The sequence below is a fragment of the Pseudomonas gebzensis genome, assembly GCF_034427815.1.
GTDB lineage: Bacteria > Pseudomonadota > Gammaproteobacteria > Pseudomonadales > Pseudomonadaceae > Aquipseudomonas.
Genome location: NZ_JAXQNS010000011.1, coordinates 167102 through 192670 on the forward strand (window position 1 = coordinate 167102; position 25569 = coordinate 192670).

At 64.0% G+C, this 25569-nt stretch carries 21 protein-coding genes; 15 read left to right on the plus strand and 6 right to left on the minus strand.

Going from position 1 to position 25569, the window contains the following annotated elements:
- Nucleotides 1-74 precede the first annotated feature (74 nt).
- Genes rsmA through SJI00_RS19650 form a run of 4 tightly spaced genes read right to left on the minus strand, consistent with a single transcriptional unit; the run spans nt 75 to nt 5995 of the window.
- Entirely contained in the window at nt 75-881 is an 807-nt protein-coding gene (rsmA, locus tag SJI00_RS19635) for a 16S rRNA (adenine(1518)-N(6)/adenine(1519)-N(6))-dimethyltransferase RsmA (RefSeq protein WP_322463335.1), read from the minus strand.
- Complete coding sequence (gene pdxA, locus SJI00_RS19640; protein ID WP_322463336.1) at nt 878-1867, minus strand: 4-hydroxythreonine-4-phosphate dehydrogenase PdxA; 990 nt, start codon at nt 1865-1867, stop codon at nt 878-880. Before pdxA ends, rsmA begins: the two co-directional genes overlap by 4 nt.
- Nucleotides 1864-3183, minus strand: coding sequence for a peptidylprolyl isomerase (locus SJI00_RS19645; protein WP_322463337.1), 1320 nt, complete (start codon nt 3181-3183; stop codon nt 1864-1866). Before SJI00_RS19645 ends, pdxA begins: the two co-directional genes overlap by 4 nt.
- Entirely contained in the window at nt 3164-5995 is a 2832-nt protein-coding gene (locus SJI00_RS19650; protein WP_322463338.1) for an LPS-assembly protein LptD, read from the minus strand. Before SJI00_RS19650 ends, SJI00_RS19645 begins: the two co-directional genes overlap by 20 nt.
- A gap of 131 nt (nt 5996-6126) precedes the next feature.
- Here SJI00_RS19650 and SJI00_RS19655 point away from each other — a divergent pair, with 131 nt between their 5' ends.
- The 3 genes from SJI00_RS19655 to SJI00_RS19665 are packed head-to-tail and all read left to right on the plus strand — an operon-like array spanning nt 6127 to nt 8575.
- Nucleotides 6127-7146, plus strand: a complete 1020-nt coding sequence (locus SJI00_RS19655) for an aminoglycoside phosphotransferase family protein (protein ID WP_322463339.1) — start codon at nt 6127-6129, stop codon at nt 7144-7146.
- Nucleotides 7143-7808, plus strand: a complete 666-nt coding sequence (gene murU, locus SJI00_RS19660) for an N-acetylmuramate alpha-1-phosphate uridylyltransferase MurU (protein ID WP_322463340.1) — start codon at nt 7143-7145, stop codon at nt 7806-7808. The genes SJI00_RS19655 and murU overlap by 4 nt, the downstream gene beginning before the upstream one ends.
- A 2-nt stretch (nt 7809-7810) precedes the next feature.
- Nucleotides 7811-8575 carry a TerB family tellurite resistance protein gene (locus SJI00_RS19665; RefSeq protein ID WP_322463341.1) on the plus strand — a complete coding sequence of 255 codons (765 nt, stop codon included), beginning with the start codon at nt 7811-7813 and terminating at the stop codon, nt 8573-8575.
- Nucleotides 8576-8596: 21 nt separating this feature from the next.
- Here SJI00_RS19665 and SJI00_RS19670 read toward each other — a convergent pair whose 3' ends face one another.
- A complete protein-coding gene (locus SJI00_RS19670) occupies nt 8597-9586 on the minus strand; it encodes an alpha/beta hydrolase family protein (RefSeq protein WP_322463342.1) in 990 nt (329 codons plus the stop codon).
- Between the two features lie 97 nt (nt 9587-9683).
- On the opposite strand from SJI00_RS19670, the gene SJI00_RS19675 reads away from it, so the two are divergent.
- From SJI00_RS19675 to trpE, 9 genes are all read left to right on the plus strand, one after another.
- Complete coding sequence (locus SJI00_RS19675; protein WP_322463343.1) at nt 9684-12077, plus strand: PAS domain-containing sensor histidine kinase; 2394 nt, start codon at nt 9684-9686, stop codon at nt 12075-12077.
- Nucleotides 12074-12703, plus strand: coding sequence for a response regulator transcription factor (locus SJI00_RS19680; RefSeq protein WP_322463344.1), 630 nt, complete (start codon nt 12074-12076; stop codon nt 12701-12703). Before SJI00_RS19675 ends, SJI00_RS19680 begins: the two co-directional genes overlap by 4 nt.
- A gap of 360 nt (nt 12704-13063) precedes the next feature.
- Nucleotides 13064-14179: an ABC transporter ATP-binding protein gene (locus SJI00_RS19685; RefSeq protein ID WP_322463345.1), complete on the plus strand. Its 1116-nt coding sequence runs from the start codon at nt 13064-13066 to the stop codon at nt 14177-14179.
- A 39-nt stretch (nt 14180-14218) separates the two neighbouring features.
- Nucleotides 14219-15265: an ABC transporter substrate-binding protein gene (locus SJI00_RS19690; protein ID WP_322463346.1), complete on the plus strand. Its 1047-nt coding sequence runs from the start codon at nt 14219-14221 to the stop codon at nt 15263-15265.
- 69 nt (nt 15266-15334) lie between these two features.
- Nucleotides 15335-16582: an ABC transporter permease gene (locus SJI00_RS19695; protein ID WP_322463347.1), complete on the plus strand. Its 1248-nt coding sequence runs from the start codon at nt 15335-15337 to the stop codon at nt 16580-16582.
- Nucleotides 16583-16594: 12 nt separating this feature from the next.
- Nucleotides 16595-17422: an ABC transporter permease gene (locus SJI00_RS19700; RefSeq protein ID WP_322463348.1), complete on the plus strand. Its 828-nt coding sequence runs from the start codon at nt 16595-16597 to the stop codon at nt 17420-17422.
- A gap of 261 nt (nt 17423-17683) precedes the next feature.
- Nucleotides 17684-18358, plus strand: a complete 675-nt coding sequence (gene rpe, locus SJI00_RS19705; RefSeq protein ID WP_322463349.1) for a ribulose-phosphate 3-epimerase — start codon at nt 17684-17686, stop codon at nt 18356-18358.
- Entirely contained in the window at nt 18355-19173 is an 819-nt protein-coding gene (locus SJI00_RS19710; RefSeq protein ID WP_322463350.1) for a phosphoglycolate phosphatase, read from the plus strand. Before rpe ends, SJI00_RS19710 begins: the two co-directional genes overlap by 4 nt.
- A gap of 70 nt (nt 19174-19243) precedes the next feature.
- On the plus strand, nt 19244-20725 hold the full coding sequence (trpE, locus tag SJI00_RS19715) for an anthranilate synthase component I (protein ID WP_322463351.1): 1482 nt from the start codon (nt 19244-19246) through the stop codon (nt 20723-20725).
- Between the two features lie 58 nt (nt 20726-20783).
- Here the strand turns inward: trpE and estP are convergent, their stop codons facing one another.
- Entirely contained in the window at nt 20784-22685 is a 1902-nt protein-coding gene (gene estP, locus SJI00_RS19720) for an esterase EstP (protein WP_322463352.1), read from the minus strand.
- Between the two features lie 371 nt (nt 22686-23056).
- On the opposite strand from estP, the gene SJI00_RS19725 reads away from it, so the two are divergent.
- From SJI00_RS19725 to trpC, 3 genes are read left to right on the plus strand one after another with little or no spacing between them, the layout of a single operon-like run.
- Complete coding sequence (locus SJI00_RS19725; RefSeq protein WP_322463353.1) at nt 23057-23650, plus strand: aminodeoxychorismate/anthranilate synthase component II; 594 nt, start codon at nt 23057-23059, stop codon at nt 23648-23650.
- Between the two features lie 16 nt (nt 23651-23666).
- Nucleotides 23667-24716 carry an anthranilate phosphoribosyltransferase gene (trpD, locus tag SJI00_RS19730; RefSeq protein ID WP_322463354.1) on the plus strand — a complete coding sequence of 350 codons (1050 nt, stop codon included), beginning with the start codon at nt 23667-23669 and terminating at the stop codon, nt 24714-24716.
- A complete protein-coding gene (gene trpC / locus SJI00_RS19735; RefSeq protein ID WP_322463355.1) occupies nt 24713-25546 on the plus strand; it encodes an indole-3-glycerol phosphate synthase TrpC in 834 nt (277 codons plus the stop codon). Before trpD ends, trpC begins: the two co-directional genes overlap by 4 nt.
- Nucleotides 25547-25569 lie beyond the last annotated feature (23 nt).

The following is a 25569-nucleotide window of genomic DNA, read 5'->3' on the forward strand; positions in this document are numbered from 1 at the left end:
TAGGTCATTGCAGGGCGCGCGGGCCAGCCGGCTGGCGGACCGGCGGAGGTCGCGGGGCACGCCCCGCGAGCGGATCAGGCGCTGGGTGCCTGCGCCGCCAGCTGATCGGCCAGGCGCACGAATGCGCTCAGATCAAGCTGCTCGGGGCGCAGGCTGCCATCAACGCCGGCGGCCTCGATGGCGGCAGCGTCGAGCAAGCCCTTGAGCGTGTTGCGCAGGGTCTTGCGGCGCTGGTTGAACGCTTCACGCACCACGCGTTCGAGCAGGGCAGGGTCTTTGGCCGGGTGCGGCGGGGTTTCGTGCGGCACCAGGCGGACGATGGCCGAGTCGACCTTGGGCGGCGGGTTGAAGGCGCCCGGCCCGACGTTGAACAGGTGTTCGACCCGGCAGTGGTACTGCACCATGATCGACAGTCGGCCCCAGTCACCGCCGCCCGGCCCAGCGGCCATGCGCTCGACCACCTCTTTCTGCAACATGAAGTGCATGTCGCGAATCAGGTGGGCATGGGCCAGCAGATGAAAGATCAGTGGGGTGGAAATGTTGTAAGGCAGGTTGCCGACGACTTTCAGGCTGCGCGCGGGCACGCCGAGCTGGTTGAAGTCGAACTTCAGCGCATCGCCCTGGTGCAGGCGGAAGTTGTCGGCGTCGCGGAACTTGTGTTGCAGGATCGGCACCAGGTCCTTGTCCAGCTCGACCACATCGAGGTGCGCGCCACTGTTGACCAGCCCCTCGGTGAGGGCGCCTTGGCCGGGGCCGATTTCCAGCAGGTGTTCGCCGGGCTTGGCATGAATGGCGCGCAGGATACGGTCGATAACGCCGGCGTCATGCAGGAAGTTCTGCCCGAAGCGCTTGCGCGCCCGGTGTTGGTAATGCTCGTTCATGGTCGGTTCTCGGCCATCTGGTAGGCGGTGTTCAGCGCGACGCGCAGGCTGCCGGTGTCGACCCGGCCAGTGCCGGCGAGGTCCAGGGCAGTGCCGTGGTCAACCGAAGTACGGATGATCGGCAGGCCCAGCGTCACATTGACCGCCGCGCCGAAGCCCTTGTACTTGAGGACCGGCAGGCCCTGGTCGTGGTACATCGCCAGCACTGCATCGCAGTGCTCCAGATATTTGGGGGTAAACAGGGTATCGGCCGGCAGTGGACCGCGCAGGTCCATGCCTTCGCCGCGCAGGCGTTCCAGCGTCGGCTCGATGGTGTCGATTTCTTCGCGGCCCAGGTGGCCGCCTTCGCCGGCGTGCGGGTTGAGCCCGCAGACCAGGATGCGTGGCTGATCAATGCCGAACTTGTCGCGCAGATCGGCATGCAGGATGCGCGTGACCCGCTCGAGACGCTCGCCCGTGATGGCATCGGCCACCTCGCGCAAGGGCAGGTGCGTGGTGACCAGCGCAACGCGCAGGTCACCGGTGGCCAGCATCATGACCACTTGCGCGGTGTGGGTCAGTTCGGCCAGGAATTCGGTGTGCCCGGAGAACGGGATGCCCGCCTCGTTGATCACGCCCTTGTGCACCGGGGCGGTGATCATGCCGGCGAAGTCGCCGTTCAGGCACCCCGTGCCGGCGCGGGTGAGGGTCTCGAGGACGAACGCCGCGTTGCTTTCGTTGAGCTGACCTGCAACTGCAGGGCTGGCCAGTGGGGTATGCCAGACGTAGACACTGCCCGCTGGCGCCGGCTGATCGGGCCACTGCTCCGGTGCCACTTCAAGCAGCCTGATCGCCAACCCCAACTGCGTGGCCCGCTCGGCGAGCAGGTCACGGTCGGTGATGGCGATCAGGGGGTGAGGCTGGGCCTGCGTGGCGAGCAGCAGGCACAGGTCAGGACCTATGCCGGCGGGCTCGCCCGGGGTCAGTGCGAAGCGCTTTGGAGTCACTGGGCAGCCTGGTCAGCGCCCGGCAGCTTGACCTCGACATAGGCCTCGTCGCGGATCTGGCGCAGCCAGGTTTGCAGCTCTTCGTCGTACTTACGGTTGCGCAGCACGGTCATTGCCTGTTGCTCGCGCGCTTGTTCGGTGCTGTCGGTGGCGCGACGGCCCAGCACTTCCAGCACATGCCAACCGTACTGAGTCTTGAACGGACGGGTCACGACACCTTGCTCGGCGCTGGCCATCTGCTCGCGGAACTCAGGTACCAGGCTGTTGGGGTCGATCCAGTTCAGATCGCCGCCATTGAGCGCGGAACCCGGGTCTTCGGAGAAGCTCTTCGCCAGCTCGGCGAAGTCTTCGCCGTTCCTGATGCGCTCGTACAGACGCTCGGCCAGTTGCTCGGTCGCCGCATCGCTGCGGATTTCGTTGGGCTTGATCAGGATGTGGCGAACATGCACTTCGTCACGCAGCACGTTGGCACTGCCGCCGCGCTTCTCTTCGAGCTTGAGAATGATGAAGCCGTTGGGAATGCGAATGGGCTGGGTGATATCACCCGTCCCCATGCTGCCCAGCAGCTTGGCGAAGTCAGGAGGCAACTGACCGGCTTTGCGCCAGCCCATTTCGCCGCCTTCCAGGGCGTTCTCACTGGCCGATTGAGAAATCGCCAGCTGGCCGAAGTCAGCGCCTTGACGCAGTTGCTGGTAAACGTTGCCAGCCTTGCGCGCTGCTGCCTGGATCGTCTCGGAGTTGGCGCTTTCAGGCGTAGGGATCAGGATGTTGGCCAGTCGGTATTCTTCCGACAGCTGCATCTTGCCCATGTCCGAGGCAAGGAAGTTCTTCACTTCCTGCTCCGACACCTGAATGCGCTCAGCGACACGACGCTGACGCACACGGCTGATGATCATCTCGCGCTTGACCTGCTCACGTGCGTCGTCGAACGACAGACCGTCATGGGCCAAGGCGGCGCGGAACTGATCCAGCGACATGCCATTGCGCTGGGCAATGGTGCCGATGGCCTGGTTCAGCTCTTCATCAGTGATGCGGATACCCGAACGTTCGCCAATCTGCAGTTGCAGGTTTTCCACGATCAGGCGCTCGAGCACCTGCTGCTGCAGCGCACTGGCAGGCGGCACGCCGCCGCCGCGCTTGGCGATGGTCTGTTGGACTTCCTGGGTGCGCTGGTTCAATTGGCTTTGCATGACCACGTCGCTGTCGACGATGGCCACTACACGGTCCAGAGGTTGCACGGCGGCATGTACCGCCCCACTCAGCAATGCAACGCCCAGCAACGCTGGGCGGATGCGATCAAAAAGCTTGCTCTTCACGTTCGCGGTAACCTTGAATGCCTTGGTCGAGGAAGGTTTCGACTTTCTTGCCAACGACGCCGCCGAGACCCTTGAGGACGATCTGCAGGAAGACGCCATGGTCGCCCTTCTCGTTCTGTGGAGCCGCCTGGCTGTAATCGTCGAAATCAAGCCAGTAACGGTTGATCAGGCGCAGCTTCCAGCAGCAGTTGTCGTACTCGAAACCGCCCATGGCTTCCAGGGTGCGGTTGCGGTTGTAGTCATGCTGCCAGCGCGCGATGACGCTCCATTGCGGGACGATCGGCCAGATGACCGAGAAGTCGTGCTGCTGGATCTTGTAGTAGTCCTTGATGTAGTTGGCATCGCCTGGCTGGCCATAGTCACCACCATTGACTTTCCACGTACCGGTCGCCGTATCGAAGTTGATCTGGTCATTGCGATAGCGATAACCCAGGTTGACGATCTTGTTCGGCTCGTCTTCAGGCTGGTAGTGGAACATCGCGCTGCCCGAGCGGGTGCTGTGGCTGTCCGGGTCCCAGTTGAAGTCGGAGTTGAAGCGCCAGTCGCGGTTGAAGCGATAGCCGTAAACCAGTGCGTAAGGCGAGACATCCGAGGTGCTGTCGCTGCGGTCACGGTAGTCGATACCCGGCAGCTGGACTTCCCGGTCCTTGAAGTACAGGGCCTGGCCAATGCTGAAGGTCTGGCGCTCGAAGCCGTTGTCTTCGATCCAGCGGGTGGTCACGCCCAGCGACAGCTTGTTCTCGTCGCCGATGCGGTCGGTGCCCGAGAAGCGGTTGTCGCGGAACAGCGAGTCGTAGCTGAACAGGGTTTCCGCCGTGTCGAACAGCGGGATGTCAGCTTGTTCCTTGTTCGGCACGTACAGGTAGAACATGCGCGGTTCGAGGGTTTGACGGTAGTTGGTGCCGAACATCGACGTATTGCGGTCGAAGTACAGGCCGCTGTCGACGCTGAAGACCGGAATCGAGCGGTCTATCGAGCTGCTGTAGCTGCCGTAGCCTGCGCTGGATGCCTGAGCTGCAGCCTGGGCTTTGCCTTGACCGTCCAGGTCCAGATCGTACTGGGTGTAGACATACTTCAGCTTTGGCGTGACGTAACCGTAGCTCGCTTGCATCGGCAGACTGATCGACGGCGCGAGGTTCAGACGCGTGCCGTTGGCGCGCGCGATGCCTCTGATGTTTTCATCAATGTGTCGGCCACCCGATGAAGGGTCGTCAGGAACGATAAAGCCGAAGTCTCCGTCGGCTACGCCGTCCTTATTGAACACAGCGCTATTTTTCAAATCCCGGTCAAACCGCACCGCCTCGGTTTCATAATCGAAATTCAACCCACCCGGCTGGAAGGGCAGCGTTCCGTTCAGGGTGATTTGCGGCAGGCGATCGTATGGCGTGATCTGCGAAATGGTCGCCGCCTCGTAGGCATGCGCATTCAACCGTGCGGTGTAGCTGTCGCCGCGGTAGGTGAGCGCGCCCTGCTGATCGAGGAAGTCTTTTCGCTCGACACCGATCTGATCGGATTCGAGGTCCTGGAAGTAGAACGGGTCGCTGATGTCGGTGTAGTTCACCTCGGTCATCAGACGGTCGTTCAGGCCACCCTTGTGCTGCAGGTTGACCATCCAGCGCTTGTCTTTGTAGTCGGTCTGGCGTTTGCGCTCGTCGCTGTCGTCATTCAGGTAGCCGCCGCCGATCTGACCTTCACTGGACTCGGTGAGGTAGCGGAATTCGCCTTCCATCAACAAGCCGCGTTTGGTCATGTAGCGCGGGTACAACGTAGCGTCGTAGTTCGGTGCCAGGTTGAAGTAGTACGGGGTGACCAGCGTGAAGCCGCTGTCGCTGCTGCTGCTGAACGAAGGCGGCAGGAAGCCGGACTGGCGACGGTCATCGATGGGGAAGTAGATATAAGGTGTGTAGAACACCGGAATATCCTTGACCCGCAGCGTGACGTTGGTCGCGGTACCGAACCCGGTGGCCGGGTTCAGGGTGATGTTGTTGCCCTTGAGCTGCCAGGCGTTGCTGCCCGGCTCGCAGGTGGTGTATGTACCATCCTTGAGGCGGATGATGGCGTCTTCGGCACGCTTGGCGTACAGCGCGCTGCCGCGGATGCGGGACTTGTGCATCACGTATTCGGCGTTATCGACCTTGGCTTCACCGGTATCGAGCTGCACCTGGGCCTGGTCGCCGACCACCAGCGAGCCGTTGTCGCGCAACTTGACGTTGCCCTTGAGCTCGCCGCGGTTCTCGGTCTGGTACAGGTTGGCCTCATCGGCCTGCAACTGCATGCTGCCCTGGCGCATGACCACGTCACCGGCGAGGGTCGCGACCTGCTGTTCCTGCTGGTAGCGAGACACCTTGGCGTTGAGGTAGGTCGGCGACTCGTCCTTGGGCGTGGTGTCATTCATGCCCGGGCGGGTCGGCTCGATGTAGGCGCCACCGCAGTACGGGCCGGTTTCGGCCAGTTGCGCAGGGGTGAGCTTGTCACGCGGGACCCAGTCGAGGTGGCTGTAGTCGGCACTGCGCGACTTCAGGCCGCGGCCCTTGGCCTCGGTCACCAGTACGGGCTTGTCCTGGGGGGCGTCGGCGCTTTGCGCTACGTCACCCTGGTCGCCGCCAGCTTGCGCGGCGCCCTTGTGAACAGGCCGTGGGGGAAGGTTATCGCTGGCCTTGGGCTTGCAGTCCCAACCACCCGAGGCGGACACTTGGCAGTTGAACTGCTCGGCAGCCATCACCTGCGGCGTGGCCAGAGTTTGCAGGGCCAACAGGCCGCCGGTCACCAGCAACGGAAACTTTCTACGAAACGCGGGGGATTTCAATGCCATCTTATTAGTCCGGGCTTCCTGCGTGCCATCTGCCCGCGTGTGGGGGCCGCACGCCTCTCGATGGTCTGAAAAAGATGCTGGATAATAAAGCATGACCCGCTTGACGGCTAGGGCCGTCGGAGACCCATGTAATGCCCGAACATGATGTACGTCTGCAACACCTGAGTCAGTGGCTGGATGAGCAACTGCCGACCCTGTTCCTGAACAATGGCTGGGGCACCGTCCCCGCGGGAACATTGACCGCCGCCAGCAGCGACGCCAGTTTCCGTCGTTACTTCCGCTGGCAGGGCGGGGAGCACACGCTGGTGGTGATGGACGCTCCGCCGCCCCAGGAAAACTGCCAACCGTTCGTCGATATTGATCTGTTGCTGGCCAACGCCGGTGTCAACGTGCCGCTGATCCACGCGCAGGATGTCCCGCGCGGCTTTCTGTTGTTGAGCGACCTGGGTCGGCAGACCTACCTCGACGTCATCGACCCTGACAACGCCGACCGCCTGTTCGCCGACGCCATCGAGGCCTTGCTGACGTTCCAGCAGTTGCCATGCACTGCGCCGCTGCCCCATTACGACGATGCCCTGCTGCGCCGCGAGCTTGAACTGTTCCCCCAGTGGTATGTGGCGCACGTTCTGGACCTCACCCTGACTCCGGCCCAGCAGGCGACCTGGCAGCGGGTCAGCCAGCACCTGATCGACAGCGCCCTGGCCCAGCCCAAGGTGCTCGTGCACCGCGACTACATGCCGCGCAACCTGATGGTCAGCGAACCCAACCCTGGTGTGCTGGATTTCCAGGACGCGGTGTACGGCCCGGTCACTTACGACATCACCTGCCTGTTCAAGGACGCTTTCCTCAGCTGGCCGCAGGCGCGTGTCGATGCCTGGTTGCGCGACTACTGGAGCAAAGCGCGTACGGCAGGCATCGCGGTGCAGGCTGATTTCGATGTTTTCCAGCGCGCCAGCGACCTGATGGGCGTCCAGCGTCACTTGAAAGTGATCGGTATCTTCGCGCGCATCTGCCACCGCGATGGCAAACCCCGCTACCTGAGCGACGTTCCGCGCTTCTTCACTTATATAGAAGAGGTCATCGCACGCCGGCCCGAACTCGCTGAGCTGGGCCAGTTGATCAGCGAGCTGCACGCTGGGGCCGCGCGATGAAGGCGATGATCCTGGCCGCCGGCAAGGGCGAGCGCATGCGCCCGCTGACCTTGCACACGCCCAAGCCGCTGATTCCAGTGGCCGGCCAGCCGTTGATCGAATACCACCTGCGTGCGCTGGCGGCCGCCGGGTTCAGCGACGTGGTGATCAATCACGCATGGCTCGGGCCACAGATCGAAGCGCACCTGGGCGATGGCCGACGCTTCGGTGTGAGCATCGCTTATTCTCCCGAGGGCGAACCGCTGGAAACGGGCGGTGGAATCTTCAAGGCGCTGCCACTGCTGGGCAGCGAGCCGTTCGTGCTGGTCAACGGTGATATCTGGACCGACTACGATTTCGCCCGCCTGCGTACGCCCTTCAATGGCCTCGCCCATCTGGTGCTGGTGGACAACCCTGGCCACCACGGCGCAGGTGACTTCAGCCTCGTTGACGGGCAGGTCGGCAACGACGGCCCGGCGAAACTGACCTTCAGTGGTCTCTCGGTCCTTGATCCAGCACTCTTCAAAGACAGCCAGGCCGGCGCCTTCAAGCTCGCGCCGCTGCTGCGCCAGGCAATCAGCGAGGCGCGGGTGACCGGCGAGCACTACACCGGCGCCTGGATCGACGTCGGTACGCCCGAGCGGCTCGCCGAAGCCGAACGCCTGATCACCGAGCGGCCCTGAACATGTGGTGGCCAAGCACGTTGGTGGGGCTGGGCGCAGGCTTTGCCGTGGCCAATATTCCCGGTGCCCTGCTGGGCGGTTTGCTCGGTCAGGCCATGGACCGGCGGCTGCGCGTGAACGGTTGGGCAGACCTCAACGACCGCCTGCATGGCCGCGGGCCACTGCGTGACGAGGACTTGCTGTTCGTTTTGCTCGGGCGGCTGGCCAAGAGTGACGGGCGGGTAGAACAGAGCCATATCCGTCAGGCCCGGGAAGAAATGCTGCGTCTGGACCTGTCTGAGCCTGGCCGGCTGCGCGCGATCGAGGCTTTCAACCGGGGCAAGGCCGGCAAGGACCGCCTGGGCCATCATCTGCGCCGGATCAAACAGCAGGCCCATGCCAGTGAGGGCACGGTGCGTGCTTGCTGGCGAATGGTCTGGGCCGATGGCAAGGCAGGCCGCGAAGAGCGCACGCTGCTGGCCGATTGGGGCGTGCAGTTGGGGCTGGGGCGGCTTCAGGTTCAAGCCCTGGCGCGTGAGTACGAGCCACGGGGCATGCCGCGCGAGGCCCCATCGCTGACCTACGCGGGGGCGTTACGGGTATTGGGCGTTACGCCCGCCACTGCGCCCAATGACATCAAGCGGGCCTACCGCAGGCTGCTCAGCCAGCACCACCCGGACAAGCTGCAAGGCCAGGGCGCCAGTGCCGCTCAGGTGCGCGCGGCTACCGACAGAACGCGCGAACTGCACCAGGCCTATGCGCTGGTGCGCAAGCGCCACGGGCTGTAGCAGGCATCGAAGCCTGCAGCTTTACTGCTGCGGGCTCAACCATCCCTTGACCCGCCTGAACAACTGCTCTTGCTGCGCTGCGCTGTCACCGGGCGTGGCGATCAGCGAGAGCTGGCGGTACTGGCTGTCCTTGACCCGGCGTGTAGCCTGCAAGCGCTGCTCAGCGGCGTTCTTGTCCTGGCTGCGCAGGGCGTAGTAGATGTCGGCTGTAGGCACTTTCAAGGTCGGCAACAGGCTGTGCAGGTTGTCCTCGACCCGCGCTGGCGTCTGCGCCGCGACCATCACCAGCCGTTGCACCTCTGGCGGCTGTTGCTCGCTGAGCAATCGCGCCGTCCAGTAAGCGCCGCTGCCATGCCCAAGCAAAACGATGGTCTGCGTGTTCTGCGACTGGGCATAGGTGATCGCGGCTTTTATGCGGGCGAAGATGCGCTCGGCGTCGGCCTTGTCGCTGTCGTCGCTGGCCTGGGCGGCGTCGGTGCTTTCGGCCGTGTCGGCGTCGGGCGAGGTGGCTTGGGCGACGTTGGCGTTGGCGTCATCCGGGGTGTCCTTGGCGGGTGCCGTCTGGCCATCGGCGGTGGTCGGTGCCGCGGCAGCCGCGGGTTCAACGCGGGCCTGAGGTTGCTCGGCCACCAGATCCGGCACAGTGATGCTCAAGCTGTGCCAGCCGCTGTCTGGCAGTTTGCGACGCAAGGGGCCGACGGCGGTGGGCCAATCCGCCGTTTCACCGGCGCCGGGCACGATGATCACCACGCCTTTGGGGTCGCTGTCGTTGGCCGGCTTCCACAACGCCAGGAAGCTGTCGCTGCCGGCTTGCAGCGTGCGCTGTTCTTCCTTGGGCACCCGTCGCTCCAGTGCCTGGGCGTCATCCGCGCTACGGTCGGCCAGGGGCGGACGCGGTGCTGGCGCAGTCACCGGTGCGGCCGGCGCCGGGTCGTCGGCGGCCTGGCCCACTGGCACAACGGTTACAGCTAGGCAAAAGGCCACCAGCGATGTGCGATAAAGTGAGAACATCGGTCCATCCAGCGTCAGAATGTTCCTCGCAGCCTAATCGTATTTTCCCCCTCCGGCCACGCGTGATGGCCACCCTTTTGCCAGGATGCGCCTAGAGATGAAGCCCGTGCGTTGGCTGTTGATGGTCTGCTACTGCTGCCTGCTCAGCAGCCTGGCGTGGGCGCAGACGCCGTCGGTCAGCCTTGAACCTGCCCAGCAGCAGTGGCTCGACGCCCACCGCCACCTGCGCGTGGGCCTGGTGCTGCAAGCGCCCTACGCGCAGTTCGACCGGCGCCTGCAACAACTCTATGGTGCCAACGTCGAACTGGTGACCTGGCTGGCCCAGGCACTGCGCCTGGACCTCACCTGGCGTAACTTCCCTGACCAGGCTTCGCTCGGGCATGCCGTGCAGGCCGGCGAGATCGACTTCGCGCCTGGCCTGATGCAGACCCAGGCCAGCCTGCGTCTGTGGCTGTTCAGCGACCCGTACATGCGCATCCCACAACGGGTGGTCGGTCCGCGCACCGGCGCGGTGGCCATTGACCTTGAGCGGCTGCGGCCCGACGAGCGGGTTGCCGTGCGCATGCCCAGCGCGCTGGCCGATTACCTGCGCAGCAACTACCCCAGGCTCAACCTGCAAGGCGTGCCCAATGAGCGCACGGCCTTGCAGTGGACCGTCGGCGCTCAAACGAGCTATGCCGTGCTGGATGAAGCCCAACTGAGCCGGCTGTCGCGGGAAAACGAGTTCGCTGACCTGGCAGTGGTCGGTGATATCGGCCTGCCGCAGTTGCTGCGTATCGGCTCGCGCCCTGACTGGCCAGTACTGGCCGAGGTGCTTCAGCGGGGCGTTCAGGCGATGCCCGCCAGGACCCTGGAGCAGATCCACCAGCGCTGGCTGCAACCCAAGTACCCGCGCTTTGCCGAATCGGCCGGCTTCTGGCAGAACCTGGCCCTGCTGCTCGGCATATTGTTGCTCTGCGCGCTGGCCACGCTGGCCTGGCAGCGGCGCCAGCAGCGCTACCTCGAACGCCAGCTGCTGGAGACCCGCGAGAAGCTCTCGGAGCGCCAGTTGCGCGAAGAATCCCTGCGCCTGAGCCAGTTCTCCCTCGACCAGAGCACCATCGGCATTCTCTGGGTCAACTGGGACAGCCATGTGCGCTATGCCAATCAGGCGGCCGAACGCATGCTCGGCTACGGCGACGGCGAGCTGCTCGAACGGCCGCTGATCGACTTCGAGCCCAACCTGCACATGGACCGCTGGCTGGAGCTGTGGAAGCGTGCGCGCAGTGGTGATGACATCGAGCACTTCGAGAGCCACTGTCTGCGCGCCGATGGCAGGCTCCTGCCGGTCGATCTGTCGTTGTCGTTCCTGCGTTTTCGCGACGCCGAATACCTGGTGGTATTTCTCACCGACGTGACCGAGCGCCGCCGTGCCCTGGCGCAACTGCGCGAAAGCGAGGCGCGTCTGAAGGGCATTGCCGGCAATGTGCCCGGCCTGGTGTTTCGCCTGGAGCGCGCCCCCGACGACGACGGCCTGGAATTTCCCTACATCAGTGAGGGCAGCCAATCGCTGGTCGGCTACTCGCCGGCGAGCCTGCAGCAGCCGGACATGGGCTTGCGCAGCCTGGTCCACCCCGACGACCGCGCCGACTACCACCGCATCCAGGACCTGGCCCTGGCCCATGATCAAGACTGGTCATGGCAGGGCCGGGTGCTCACCCGCGAAGGCGAGCAGCGCTGGGCCGACATCAAGGCCAGCAGCCGGCACCTGGGCGATGGCCGGGTGGTCTGGGATGGCGTGGTCTGGGACATCACCCAGAGCAAGCGCGCCGAGCAGGCGCTGGAGCGTTCCCAGGAACAGTTGCGCGAGCTGTCGGCCCACCTGGAAAGCGTGCGCGAGGAAGAAAAGGCGCGCATTGCCCGTGAAGTGCACGACGAACTCGGCCAGATGCTCACCGTGCTCAAGCTGGAGGTGTCGATGTGCGAGCTGGCGTACGCCGAGCTCGACCCCGGCCTGCAGGAACGGCTATCGAGCATGAAGCGCCTGATTGCCCAGTTGTTCCAGTTGGTGCGCGATGTGGCCACGGCCTTGCGCCCGCCGATTCTCGATGCCGGGATTGCCTCGGCCATTGAGTGGCAGGCGCGCCGCTTCGAGGCGCGCACCCAGATTCCGTGCCTGGTGCAGGTGCCCGAGAACCTGCCGGCCTTGAGCGATGCCAAGGCCACCGGCCTGTTCCGTGTGCTGCAGGAGGCCTTGACCAATGTCATTCGTCACGCTCAGGCGCACACGGTGCAGATCGAGCTGGTGCATGAACACCCACTGTTGCGCATGACCGTCATCGACGACGGCGTGGGCTTTGCCATCGACGACAGCCGGCCCACTTCGTTCGGCCTGGTGGGCATGCGCGAGCGGGTGCTGATGCTCGGTGGCAGCATGAGTTTGGACAGTGAGCCGGGCGAGGGCACCAGCCTGAGCGTGACCATCGCGGTGCAACAGGAGGAACGCGTGTGATTCGAGTGTTGGTGGCAGAAGACCACACCATCGTCAGAGAAGGCATCAAGCAACTGCTCGGCCTGGCCCGCGACATGCAGGTAGTGGGGGAGGCAGGCAATGGTGAGCAATTGCTTGAGACCCTGCGTCATACACCGTGTGAAGTGGTGTTGCTGGATATCTCCATGCCCGGCGTGAGCGGCCTGGAGGCGATTGCGCGCATCCGTGCCCTGAGCGATCCGCCAGCGATCCTGATGCTGTCGATGCACGACGAAGCGCAGATGGCCGCCCGCGCCTTGAAGGCCGGCGCTGCCGGCTATGCGACCAAGGACAGCGATCCGGCGCTGTTGCTCACCGCCATCCGCCGGGTGGCGGCAGGCGGGCGTTACATCGACCCGGCGCTGGCCGACCGCATGGTGTTCGAGGTCGGCCTGACCGAATCGCGGCCGTTGCACACCTTGCTGTCGGAGCGGGAGTTTTCCGTATTCGAGCGCCTGGCCCACGGCGCCAATGTCAACGACATCGCCCAGCAACTGGCGTTGTCGAGCAAGACCATCAGCACCCACAAGGCGCGGCTGATGCAGAAACTGAAAGTGCACTCGCTGGCCGAGCTGGTGAAGTATGCGATGGAGCACAAGCTGATCTGAGTGTTCTGTTTGCGACAGGCTTGTTCCGGTGCCTGGCCCTGGACGGCGCAGGCGCTGGCGCGCAGACCACGATGCTGGTACGGGCGGCTTCTGCGTTGCTCCGGCCGGCCGCGATGGGCTGCGAGGCGGCCCCACGTCAGGTGGCGCAGGACCGGCCTGCCTGGCGCTGACCGACGCCCGAAAAACCCCACCGCCTTCGGCGCGATCAGCACCATCCCAATCCCGACATGCCTGTAGGGCATTCCCTACACGCAATCTTCCAAACGGATGATGGCATTCTCTCAGCACGGCCGATTTCCGGCGGTCTGCAGCTTGTCTAGGCTGTGCTCACGGCAGTCATCCAATAAAAAAGGTGCAGGTATGAGTGAGGTGAATTCGAGCGGCTCGACGCTGGTCAGCTTCCGCGGCGTGCAGAAGAGCTACGACGGCGAGGCGCTGATCGTCAAGAACCTCAACCTGGATATCCGCAAAGGGGAATTTCTGACGTTGCTCGGGCCCTCCGGTTCCGGCAAGACCACCAGCCTGATGATGCTGGCCGGCTTCGAGACCCCCACCGCCGGTGAAATCCAGCTGGCCGGGCGTTCGATCAACAACGTGCCGCCGCACAAGCGCGACATCGGCATGGTGTTCCAGAACTACGCGCTGTTCCCGCACATGACCGTTGCCGAGAACCTCGCCTTCCCCCTGACCGTGCGCAACCTGAGCAAGACCGACGTCAGCGAGCGTGTCAAGCGCGTGCTCAACATGGTCCAGCTCGACAGCTTCGCCAAGCGCTATCCCGGCCAGCTCTCCGGCGGCCAGCAGCAGCGCGTGGCCCTGGCCCGCGCGCTGGTGTTCGAGCCCCAGCTGGTGCTGATGGACGAACCCCTCGGCGCCCTCGACAAGCAGCTGCGTGAACACATGCAGATGGAAATCAAGCACATCCACCAGCGCCTGGGCGTCACCGTGGTGTACGTCACCCACGACCAGGGCGAGGCGCTGACCATGTCCGACCGCGTGGCGGTGTTCCATCAAGGCGAGATTCAGCAGATCGCCGACCCGCGCACCCTTTATGAAGCGCCGAGCAATACCTTCGTCGCCAACTTCATCGGCGAGAACAACCGCCTCAACGGCACCTTGCTGTCGCGCCATGGCGAACGCTGCCAGGTGCAGCTGGCCCGTGGCGAGCGGGTCGAGGCCCTGGCGGTGAATGTGGGTCAGCCGGGCGAGCCGGTCACCTTGTCGATCCGCCCCGAGCGCGTGCGCCTCAATGGCCATAGCGAGCATTGCGCCAACCGCTTCTCGGGCCGCGTGGCCGAATTCATCTACCTCGGCGACCACGTGCGGGTGCGCCTCGAAGTCTGTGGCAAACCTGATTTCTTCGTCAAACAGCCCATTGCCGAGCTCGACCCGGCGCTCGCCGTGGGCGATGTCGTGCCGCTGGGCTGGGAAGTGGAGCACGCCCGCGCGCTCGATCCGATTGCCCAGGCTCATTGAACCTGTCTGTCACCAAGTCCTACTGTGGAGAAAACAATAATGCACAAGCAGTTGAAACTGACCGCCCTGGCACTGGGCCTGATGGTCGCAGGCCACGCCCTCGCCGCAGAAACGCCCGCAGACCTCACCGTGGTGTCGTTTGGCGGTGCCAACAAGGCCGCCCAGGTGAAAGCGTTCTACGAGCCGTGGGAACAGGCAGGCAAGGGCAAGATCGTCGCCGGTGAGTACAACGGCGAGATGGCCAAGATCAAGGCCATGGTCGACACCAAGAGCGTGTCCTGGAACCTGGTCGAGGTGGAATCGCCGGAACTGGCCCGTGGCTGTGACGAGGGCCTGTTCGAGGAGCTCGATCCTGCACTGTTCGGTAACGAGTCCGACTACGTGAAAGGCGCTATTCAGCCCTGCGGCGTCGGCTTCTTCGTCTGGTCCACCGTGCTGGCCTATAACGCCGACAAGCTCAAGACCGCACCGACCAGCTGGGCCGATTTCTGGGACACGAAGAAATTCCCCGGCAAGCGCGGCCTGCGCAAGGGCGCCAAGTACACCCTGGAATTCGCGTTGATGGCCGACGGCGTTGCGCCCAAGGACGTCTACACCGTGCTGGCAACCCAGGCCGGCGTCGACCGCGCCTTCAAGAAACTCGATGAGCTGAAGCCGAACATTCAGTGGTGGGAAGCCGGCGCCCAGCCGCCGCAGTTCCTGGCCTCGGGCGATGTCGTGATGAGCTCGGCCTACAACGGCCGAATCGCTGCGGTGCAGAAAGAAAGCAACCTGAAAGTGGTGTTCAACGGTGGCATCTATGACTTCGATGCCTGGGCCATTCCGAAGGGTGCGAAAAACGCCGATGAGGCGAAGAAATTCATCGCCTACAGCGTGCAGCCGGCGCAGCAGAAGATCTATTCCGAGAACATCGCCTACGGCCCGGCCAATACCCAGGCTGTGGACATGCTGTCGGAGGAGGTGAAGCAGACCATGCCGACCACGCCTGAGAACATTGCCAATCAGGTGCAGATCGACGTGGCCTTCTGGGCCGACAACAGCGAGCAGCTGGAGCAACGTTTCAATGCGTGGGCTGCGAAGAAGTAATTCGCGCTGCTGCTGGAGAAGCGCCAGCCTGGCTGGCGCTTCTGTTTCCCCTGATTCCCGGAGTCCGTCATGGCCATTGCAGTGCCCCTGAATGAAGGCGCAGGTCCCAACCTCAAGCAGCGCCTCAAGCGCGCCGAGCGGGTCAACCGCTGGAAGGCGCAGGCGTTGATCGCGCCCCTGGCGCTGTTCCTCCTGCTGGTGTTTCTGGTGCCGATTGCAGCGTTGCTCTACAAGAGCGTCGGCAATCCGGAAGTGGTGGGCGGCATGCCGCGCACCGTGGAGGTCATCGCGCAGTGGGACGGCAAGAGCCTGCCGGGCGAAAACGTCTACAAGGCCTTGAGCGAAGACCTGGTCGAGGCCCGCAAGAACCAGACCCTGGGTGATCTGTCGAAACGCCTGAACATGGAGCTGGCCGGCTATCGCAGCCTGCTGGCCAAGACGGCTCGCGCGCTGCCGCTGAAAAGCGAGCCCGCCTCTTATAAAGAAGCCCTGCAAAGTATTGATGAGCGCTGGGGGGATCCTGCGTACTGGCAAGCGATCCGCCGCAACACCAGCGGCGTGACCTCGTTCTACCTGCTGGCCTCGGTCGACCACCGCATCGATGACCTCGGCGAGCTGGCCAAGACTTCGCCCGACCAGGCGATCTACCTGGATATCTTCGCCCGCACCCTGTGGATGGGCATGGTGATTACCGGTATCTGCCTGCTCCTGGCCTACCCACTGGCGTACCTGCTGGCCAACCTGCCGACTCGGCAGAGCAACCTGCTGATGATTCTCGTGCTGTTGCCGTTCTGGACCTCGATCCTGGTACGGGTGGCGGCGTGGATCGTGCTGCTGCAATCGGGGGGGCTGATCAACAGCGCGTTGATGGCGCTGGGCATCATCGATCAGCCGCTGGAGCTGGTGTTCAACCGCACCGGTGTGTACATCTCGATGGTGCACATCCTGCTGCCGTTCATGATCCTGCCGTTGTACAGCGTGATGAAAGGCATCTCCCCGAGCTACATGCGGGCGGCCATTTCCCTGGGCTGCCACCCGTTTGCCAGCTTCTGGCGAGTGTATTTCCCGCAGACCTACGCCGGTGTCGGCGCCGGGTGCCTGCTGGTGTTCATTCTTGCCATCGGCTACTACATCACCCCGGCGCTGCTCGGCAGCCCGAACGACCAGATGGTCAGCTACTTCGTGGCCTTCTACACCAACACCAGCATCAACTGGGGCATGGCGACCGCACTGGGCGGCCTGTTGCTGCTGGCGACCGTGCTGCTGTACCTGATCTATAGCTGGCTGGTCGGCGCCAGCCGCCTGCGCCTGAGCTGAGGAGCGTTCGTCATGCTGAGCCCTTACATGTCGCCCGTGGAGCGGGTGTGGTTCTACGGCCTGCGGATTCTCTGCGGCCTGGTGCTGTTGTTCCTGGTGTTGCCGGTGCTGGTGATCGTGCCGCTGTCGTTCAACAGCGGCAGCTTCCTGGTGTACCCGCTGCAGGGTTTCTCGCTGCACTGGTATCAGGATTTCTTCGGCTCGGCCGAGTGGATGCGGGCACTGAAAAACAGCGTCATCGTCGCCCCGGCGGCCACCGTGCTGGCGATGGTCTTCGGTACCTTGGCGGCAATCGGCCTGACCCGCGGCGATTTTCCTGGCAAGTCGCTGGTGATGGCACTGGTGATCTCACCGATGGTGGTGCCGGTGGTGATCATTGGTGTGGCCAGCTACCTGTTCTTCGCGCCACTGGGGCTGGGTAACAGCTTCCTGTCGCTGATCCTGGTGCATGCCGTGCTGGGCGTGCCGTTCGTGATCATCACGGTGTCGGCCACGCTGCAGGGGTTCAATCACAACCTGGTGCGCGCGGCGGCCAGCCTCGGCGCCTCGCCGGTCACCGCGTTCCGCCGGGTGACCTTGCCGCTGATTGCGCCTGGAGTGATTTCCGGTGCGCTGTTCGCCTTTGCCACCTCGTTCGACGAAGTGGTGGTGACGCTGTTTCTCGCCGGCCCCGAGCAAGCGACCCTGCCGCGGCAGATGTTCAGCGGTATCCGCGAGAACCTCAGCCCGACCATCGCGGCGGCGGCTACCTTGCTGATCGCCTTCTCGGTGGTGCTGTTGCTGACCCTGGAGTGGTTGCGTGGGCGCAGCGAGAAGCTGCGCACACAACAGCCTGCCTGAGGGCATGCGCGTCGCGGCCAGTGCCCTGCGCCACTGCAGGGCCTGAAGCCACGGCGCGTCCCACTCGACAGGCGCGCCGAATCACTGGCGCAGGGCTGCCATGCAGCCTTCATCCCCCGCAGCCTGCCGCTGCAAGACCGCGGCAAGCCGGCGCCACCAGCGCCCCCGCGTCTGCCCGGGACACGAATTGATACCAATCAGCCCCGAAGCATTTCCCTGAGTTACAATGCGCGCCACCGTGATTCTGCCAACAGGTGCGCCATGCAGCCCTACGCTATTGCCCCCTCCATTCTCTCTGCCGATTTCGCTCGCCTGGGCGAGGAAGTCGACACGGTATTGGCCAGCGGCGCCGACATCGTCCACTTCGATGTCATGGACAACCACTACGTGCCCAACCTCACCATCGGCCCGATGGTCTGTTCGGCCCTGCGCAAGCATGGGGTGACCGCGCCCATCGACGTGCACCTGATGGTCAGCCCGGTCGACCGCATCATCGGTGACTTCATCGAGGCCGGCGCGAGCTACATCACCTTCCACCCTGAAGCCTCGCAGCACATCGACCGCTCCCTGCAACTGATCAAGGACGGCGGTTGCAAGGCTGGCCTGGTGTTCAATCCGGCCACCAGCCTGGAGGTGCTCAAGTACGTCATGGACAAGATCGACATGGTCTTGCTGATGAGCGTCAACCCGGGCTTCGGCGGGCAGAAGTTCATTCCCTGCACGCTCGACAAGCTGCGTGAAGCGCGCGCCTTGATCGATGCCAGCGGGCGCGATATCCGCCTGGAGATCGACGGCGGCGTGAACGTCAACAACATCCGCGAGATCGCCGCCGCCGGCGCCGACACCTTTGTCGCCGGCTCGGCCATCTTCAATGCCCCCGACTACCGCGAAGTGATCGCCAGCATGCGTTCAGAACTGGCCCTGGCACGCGCATGAGCGGCCTCGAGCAGCTGTTCCCGGGCGCGCTGCCCAAGCTGGTGATGTTCGACCTCGATGGCACCTTGGTTGATTCGGTCCCCGACTTGACCAGCGCAGTGGACCACATGCTGCTCGCACTCGACCGCCCACCCGTGGGCTTCGCCTCGGTGCGCCAATGGGTCGGCAATGGTGCGCCGGTACTGGTGCGCCGAGCCCTGGCGAACAGCATCGACCACACCGCGGTCGATGACGCGCTCGCCGAGCGTGGGATGAGCCTGTTCAACGAGGCCTATTCGCGCAGCCACGACCTGACCGTGGTCTATCCCGGCGTGCGGGACACCCTGCGCTGGTTGCGTGCCCACGATGTGCCCATGGCGCTGATCACCAACAAGCCCGAGCGATTCGTCGCGCCGCTGCTCGATCAGATGAAACTGGGCGAATACTTCAAGTGGATCATCGGCGGCGACACCCTGCCGGAGAAGAAACCCGACCCCGCCGCGCTGCTGTTCGTCCTGAAAATGGCAGGGGTCAGCCCGGATCAGGCGCTGTTCGTGGGGGATTCGCGCAGCGATGTGTTGGCGGCCAAAGCCGCGCACGTGCAATGTGCAGCGCTCAGCTATGGCTACAACCATGGGCGGCCGATCAGCGAAGAATCGCCGAGCCTGGTGATCGACGACCTGCGCCTGTTGATCCCCGGTTGCGTCGTCACAGCCACTGGGATAACGTTGCCCGACTTCAAATCGTCGAAGCACAGAGAGCCTCCCGTGGTCGTCACCGGCAAATACTGGATGAAAGTCATCAAGGCACTGGCCCGCTGGCGCTGGCGCGCCTGACGCCCCCCGCCGGCGCCTGCCGGCCCGTCTGCTCGCCCTCATCCATTGCTGCTCGCCCCCGAGGCTACCCATGACCCGCGAAGAATTCCTGCGCCTGGCCGCTGCCGGCTACAACCGCATTCCCCTGGCCTGTGAAACCCTGGCCGACTTCGACACGCCGCTGTCGATCTACCTGAAACTCGCCGACCAACCCAACACCTACCTGCTGGAATCGGTTCAGGGCGGGGAGAAGTGGGGCCGTTACTCGATGATCGGCCTGCCGTCGCGCACCGTGCTGCGAGTGCATGGCTATCAGGTGAGCATTCTGGAAAACGGCGTCGAGGTGGAACAGCACACGGTCGAAGACCCGCTGGCCTTCGTCGAAGCGTTCAAGGACCGCTACCACGTGGCCGACATCCCAGGCCTGCCGCGCTTCAACGGCGGCCTGGTCGGCTACTTCGGCTATGACTGCGTGCGCTATGTGGAAAAGCGTCTGGGCGCCTGCCCCAACCCTGACCCGCTGGGGGTGCCGGACATCCTCCTGATGGTGTCGGACGCCGTGGTCGTGTTCGACAACCTGGCTGGCAAGATGCACGCCATCGTGCTGGTCAACCCGGCAGATGAGCACGCCTACGATCTGGGCCAGGCACGCCTGCAAGCGCTACTGGCCACCTTGCGTGAACCGATCACGCCGCGGCGTGGCCTCGACCTCTCGGCACCGCCTGCGGCCGACCCGGAATTTCGCTCCAGCTTCACCCAGGCCGACTACGAACGCGCAGTGGACACCGTGAAGGACTACATCCTCGCCGGTGACTGCATGCAGGTGGTGCCGTCGCAGCGTATGTCCATCGACTTCAAGGCCGCGCCCATCGACCTGTACCGCGCGCTGCGTTGCTTCAATCCAACGCCGTACATGTACTTCTTCAACTTTGGTGATTTCCACGTGGTCGGCAGCTCACCCGAGGTGCTGGTGCGCGTCGAAGACGAACTGGTCACGGTACGCCCGATCGCCGGTACGCGTCCGCGCGGTGCCACCGAAGAAGCCGATCGCGCGCTGGAAGACGACTTGCTGTCCGATGACAAGGAAATCGCCGAGCACCTGATGCTGATCGACCTGGGCCGCAACGACGTGGGCCGGGTGTCGTCCACCGGCAGCGTGCGCCTGACCGAGAAGATGGTGATCGAGCGCTATTCGAACGTGATGCACATCGTGTCCAACGTCACCGGCCGGCTGCGCGAAGACCTCACGGCGATGGATGCGCTGCGTGCGATCCTGCCGGCGGGCACCTTGTCGGGTGCACCAAAGATCCGTGCGATGGAAATCATCGATGAGCTGGAACCGGTCAAGCGCGGCGTGTATGGCGGGGCAGTGGGCTACTTTGCCTGGAACGGCAACATGGACACCGCCATTGCCATTCGCACCGCCGTGATCAAGGACGGTGAGCTGCACGTGCAGGCCGGTGGCGGCATTGTCGCTGACTCGGTGCCGGCACTGGAGTGGGAAGAAACCTTGAACAAGCGCCGGGCGATGTTCCGCGCCGTGGCGTTGGCGGAACAGACACCCGCCCGCTGAGCGGTACGCATACGAAAACGGCGCTTGAATCAAGCGCCGTTTTTCGTTGTGGGACGCCTTAGAAATCCAGGCTCAGCGCCAGGCTCACGCCCTGCTGGGTGACGGCATCACTCTTGCGCCAGTTGTAGTTGCCGCGCAGGTTCAGGCCGGGGGCCAGCTGCTGGCTCAGGCCCAGACTGGCACGGGTCAGGTTGCTGTCGGGTTGGTAACCGGTGAGGGTAAAGTCGTTGTCCGGCAAGCTGGCCAGGTGCAGCGTGACATCCTGGCGGTCGTGCTCGAACTCGTGCTCACGCGCCACTTCGGCGAACAGTTGGGTGGCCGGCGCCACTTGCACGCTGCCCCGCAAGCCCGCACCCAGACGACGCGAGGTGCGCTCCTGGTCGTCCACGCCCAGCGCAGTGGCGCGATCGCTGCGCTCGTCGTAACCGTCGACCTTGACCCGCGCGTAGTCGGCGCTCAGGAACGGCGCCAGTTGCCATTGGCTGCCTGGTTGGGCGAGGTCGAAACCGACCCGACCCGTGACCGCCCACGCTTGGCCGTCGGTATCGCCTTTCTCGCTCCGCTCGTTCACGCCCAAGGCGAAGGTGCGCTTGAGGTCGCTGTAGTCCAGGTGCCCGGCAGTGATCGCCGCATCTGCCCACCAGCGGTCCTGACGGAACTGGGCGAAGGCGCTGGCCAGATAACTGTCGAGGCGGTACTGCGAATCCTCGGCGCCGACCTCCAGCTTCTGCCGATACACGCCGCCGGCCAGGCCCACGCGCCAGGCCTCATTCAACCGATAGCTGCCGCCCACGGTGAGGTTGTAACCGCGGCCATCACCCTTGGCCGAGCTGCGTTGGCTGTCGAAGTCGAGGTCTTGCCCGCCCGCTGCGACGATCGCCTGCCATTGGCCGATGCCTTGCCAGGGCGTCTGCCACTGGTTGCGCAGCTCATCCTGCTGGGCGCGGATGCCGGCCTGGGCCATCTCCGGCAACAGCGTCAGCTCCCAGGGCGCCGAAAGGATCGAGTAGCCATAGTCGGCGATCAGATGCTGGCCGGCGATGGTGGGGTGCACCGCGTCATTGAACAGCAGTTTGCTGGGGTCGGGTGTGGCGCTGTTGATGCCGTAGCGTGTGTTCTCGCGGCAGCTGTCGCCGCTGTAGCAGGTGGCGACCAGGTCTTGGTCGGTGGCCAGGCCGAACTCGCCCGGGCTGACCAGTGCTTCCTTGAGCAAGGCCGGCACGTTCAGCGGAATGATTTCGGCATCGATCTGGCGCAGTTGATTCACCAGCGACTGGTTGAACACCGCCGAGAGCTGCGAGAGCGGGCCTTGCAGGGGCGAGCCACTGTAGTTCGGTGTCTGGCCCAGGTCTGGCAGCAGCCAGACCATCATGTAGCGTGCGCCGCCTTGCTGCAGGGCTTGAGCGCTCGCTGCGAGCCGGCCGCCGGCTGCGGCCGCCTCGGCGGGGCTGGTCACCAGGTTTTGCAGGAAGTCGTTGCCGCCGCCGGTGAGGTAGTACAAGGCGTTGGGGTCGGCGCGCAGGCCGTTGGCAAGGTAGCCGGGGCGCTCGCGGATCACCAGGCCAGCGAACCGGTTGCCGGGTGGAATCACGACCTTGGATGTGTCGGTGATGGAATCAAGGATCTGCTGCGTGGTGTAACCACCTACAGCCCAGTTGTTGCCATCTGGCCGGCCGGTCGCCGCGTTGTAGGGCGATGTCGAGGGGCCCAGTTCAGCAGCGTCCAAGCCCAGCTTGCTGCCAAGAATCATCGGCGAAACGGGCGCATAGTTGCCGTGCGCATCGCGGTTGGTGAAGCGCGTGCCGGTGTCCGTTCCGGTGAGGTCAGGGAACTGCCCGGCATCGCTGAGGCTATCGCCAAAGACCATCAGCGTGGAATACGGGTTGGGCGATGCCATGGCCTGGCCGCTGGCCAGAACCATCATCCCCAGAAACGTGCGTAAGAAGGGCGGTGTGCGCATGTAGAGATTCCTATTCTTTGTTGTTATTCGACACAGCCGGCCGACCATAGCAAATCCGGGCTTTGCGGTAATTCAACACTTCGTTTGCCCGGCCCCTGGGCTTGTTGCACCCGCGGCGCCCGTAGGCTACTGTGCGATCTCGAATGAGCGAGACCTACTTCCGTGTTGATCGTCAGCAAACTCTTGATGCGCGTTATCAAGGCCCACGCCCGTTGGCGTTGGCGCGCCTGACTTTATCTCCTGCCGGTCTCCCCGGCCCGTTTCTGATTGCTTTTCAAATGCGTTGAACACTGCCCAGGCGGATAGCCCGCGGCTGTGTCCGGTTTCAAAAGCACGTATTCAAAGTCAGTGGATTCAAGAGGTTCAGCCTGATGTTACTGATGATCGACAACTACGATTCCTTTACCTACAACGTCGTCCAATACCTGGGCGAGCTCGGTGCCGAGGTCAAGGTCATTCGCAACGATGAAATGACCCTGGCCCAGATCGAGGCGCTCGACCCTGAGCGTATCGTCGTCTCTCCCGGGCCCTGCACGCCCAGTGAAGCGGGGGTGTCGATCGAGGCCATCCTGCATTTCGCCGGCAAGCTCCCGATTCTGGGCGTCTGCCTCGGCCACCAGTCCATCGGCCAGGCCTTTGGCGGTGATGTGGTGCGCGCGCGCCAGGTGATGCATGGCAAGACCAGCCCTGTGCACCACCATGACCTGGGCGTCTTCGCCGGCCTCAACAACCCGTTGACGGTGACCCGTTACCACTCGCTGGTGGTCAAGCGCGACACGTTGCCTGACTGCCTGGAAGTCACCGCCTGGACCGCGCTGGACGATGGCGCGGTCGATGAAATCATGGGCCTGCGTCACAAGACCCTGAACATCGAAGGCGTACAGTTCCACCCCGAATCGATCTTGACCGAACAAGGCCATGAGCTTTTCGCCAACTTCCTCAAGCAGACCGGCGGCCGCCGTTAAGGACAGAGCAGTGAGCATGGATATCAAAACCGCATTGAACCGCATCGTCAGCCACCTGGACCTGAGCACCAGCGAGATGAGCGACGTGATGCGCCAGATCATGACCGGCCAGTGCAGCGAAGCGCAGATCGGGGCCTTCATGATGGGCATGCGCATGAAAAGCGAAAGCATCGACGAGATCGTTGGCGCCGTGACGGTGATGCGCGAGCTGGCCAGCAAAGTGGAGCTCAAGGACCTGGACGGTGTCGTCGACATCGTCGGTACCGGTGGCGATGGCGCGAATATCTTCAACGTCTCCACCGCCTCGGCGTTCGTCCTGGCTGCGGCCGGTTGTACGGTTGCCAAGCATGGCAACCGTGCGGTGTCTGGCAAGAGCGGCAGTGCCGACCTGCTGGAAGCGGCCGGCATCTACCTCGACCTCACCCCGGTACAGGTCGCGCGTTGCATCGACAGCCTGGGCATCGGCTTCATGTTCGCGCAGAGCCATCACTCGGCAATGAAGCACGCCGCCGGTCCGCGCCGTGATCTAGGCCTGCGCACACTGTTCAACATGCTCGGCCCGCTTACGAATCCGGCTGGGGTCAGGCACCAGGTGGTCGGCGTATTCAGCCAGGCGCTGTGCCGCCCGCTGGCTGAAGTGTTGCAGCGCATGGGCAGCAAGCATGTGCTGGTGGTGCATTCCAAGGACGGTCTGGACGAATTCAGCCTGGCCGCGCCGACCTTCGTGGTCGAGCTGAAAAACGGCGAGATCAGCGAGTATTGGGTCGAGCCCGAAGACCTCGGTATCAAGAGCCAGAGCTTGCATGGCCTGGCAGTCGACACGCCGGCCGCCTCGCTGGCGCTGATCCGTGATGCCCTGGGTCGACGCAAGAGCGAGAGCGCGCAGAAAGCGGCGGAAATGATCGCCCTCAATGCCGGCGCCGCGTTGTACGCCGCTGACCACGCCATGACCCTCAAAGCCGGTGTCGAACTGGCCCACGATGTGCTGCACACCGGGCTGGCCTGGGAAAAAATGCAAGAGCTCGGCGCCTTTACGGCGGTATTCAAGGTGGAGAACCAAGCATGAGCGTACCAACGGTGTTGGAGAAGATTCTCGCCCGCAAGGTCGAGGAAGTGGCGCAGCGCAGTGCTCGCGTCAGCCTGTCGGAACTGCAGCAACTGGCCAAGGCAGCCGATGCGCCGCGCGGTTTTGCCAATGCGTTGATCAAGCAGGCACACCTGAAGCAGCCGGCGGTGATTGCCGAGATCAAGAAGGCCTCGCCTAGCAAAGGGGTGATCCGTGAGCACTTCGTGCCGGCCGAGCTCGCCGTCAGCTACGAGAAGGGCGGGGCGACCTGCCTGTCGGTGCTGACCGACGTCGACTATTTCCAGGGCTCCGATGCCTACCTGCAACAGGCCCGCGCCGCCTGCGGCCTGCCGGTGATCCGCAAGGACTTCATGATCGACCCGTACCAGATCGTCGAAGCCCGGGCGCTGGGCGCAGACTGCGTGCTGCTGATCGTCTCGGCGCTGGATGATGTCCGCATGGCCGAGCTTGCGGCGACGGCCAAGGACGTTGGCCTCGATGTGCTGGTCGAAGTGCATGACGGTGACGAACTGGAGCGTGCCCTGACCCACCTCGACACCCCGCTGGTAGGCGTCAACAACCGCAACCTGCACACCTTTGAAGTCAGCCTGGAAACTACCCTCGACCTGCTGCCGCGTATTCCGCGCGATCGCCTGGCGATCACCGAAAGCGGCATTTTCAATCGGGCCGATGTCGAGCTGATGGAAATCAATGAGGTGTATGCGTTTCTGGTCGGTGAAGCGTTCATGCGCGCCGAACAGCCCGGACTGGAACTGCAACGTCTGTTCTTTCCAGGACGCACGGTGCAAAGCACCCAGTCCCTGGACTGACCACCCTGGCCGCCGCGGACGAC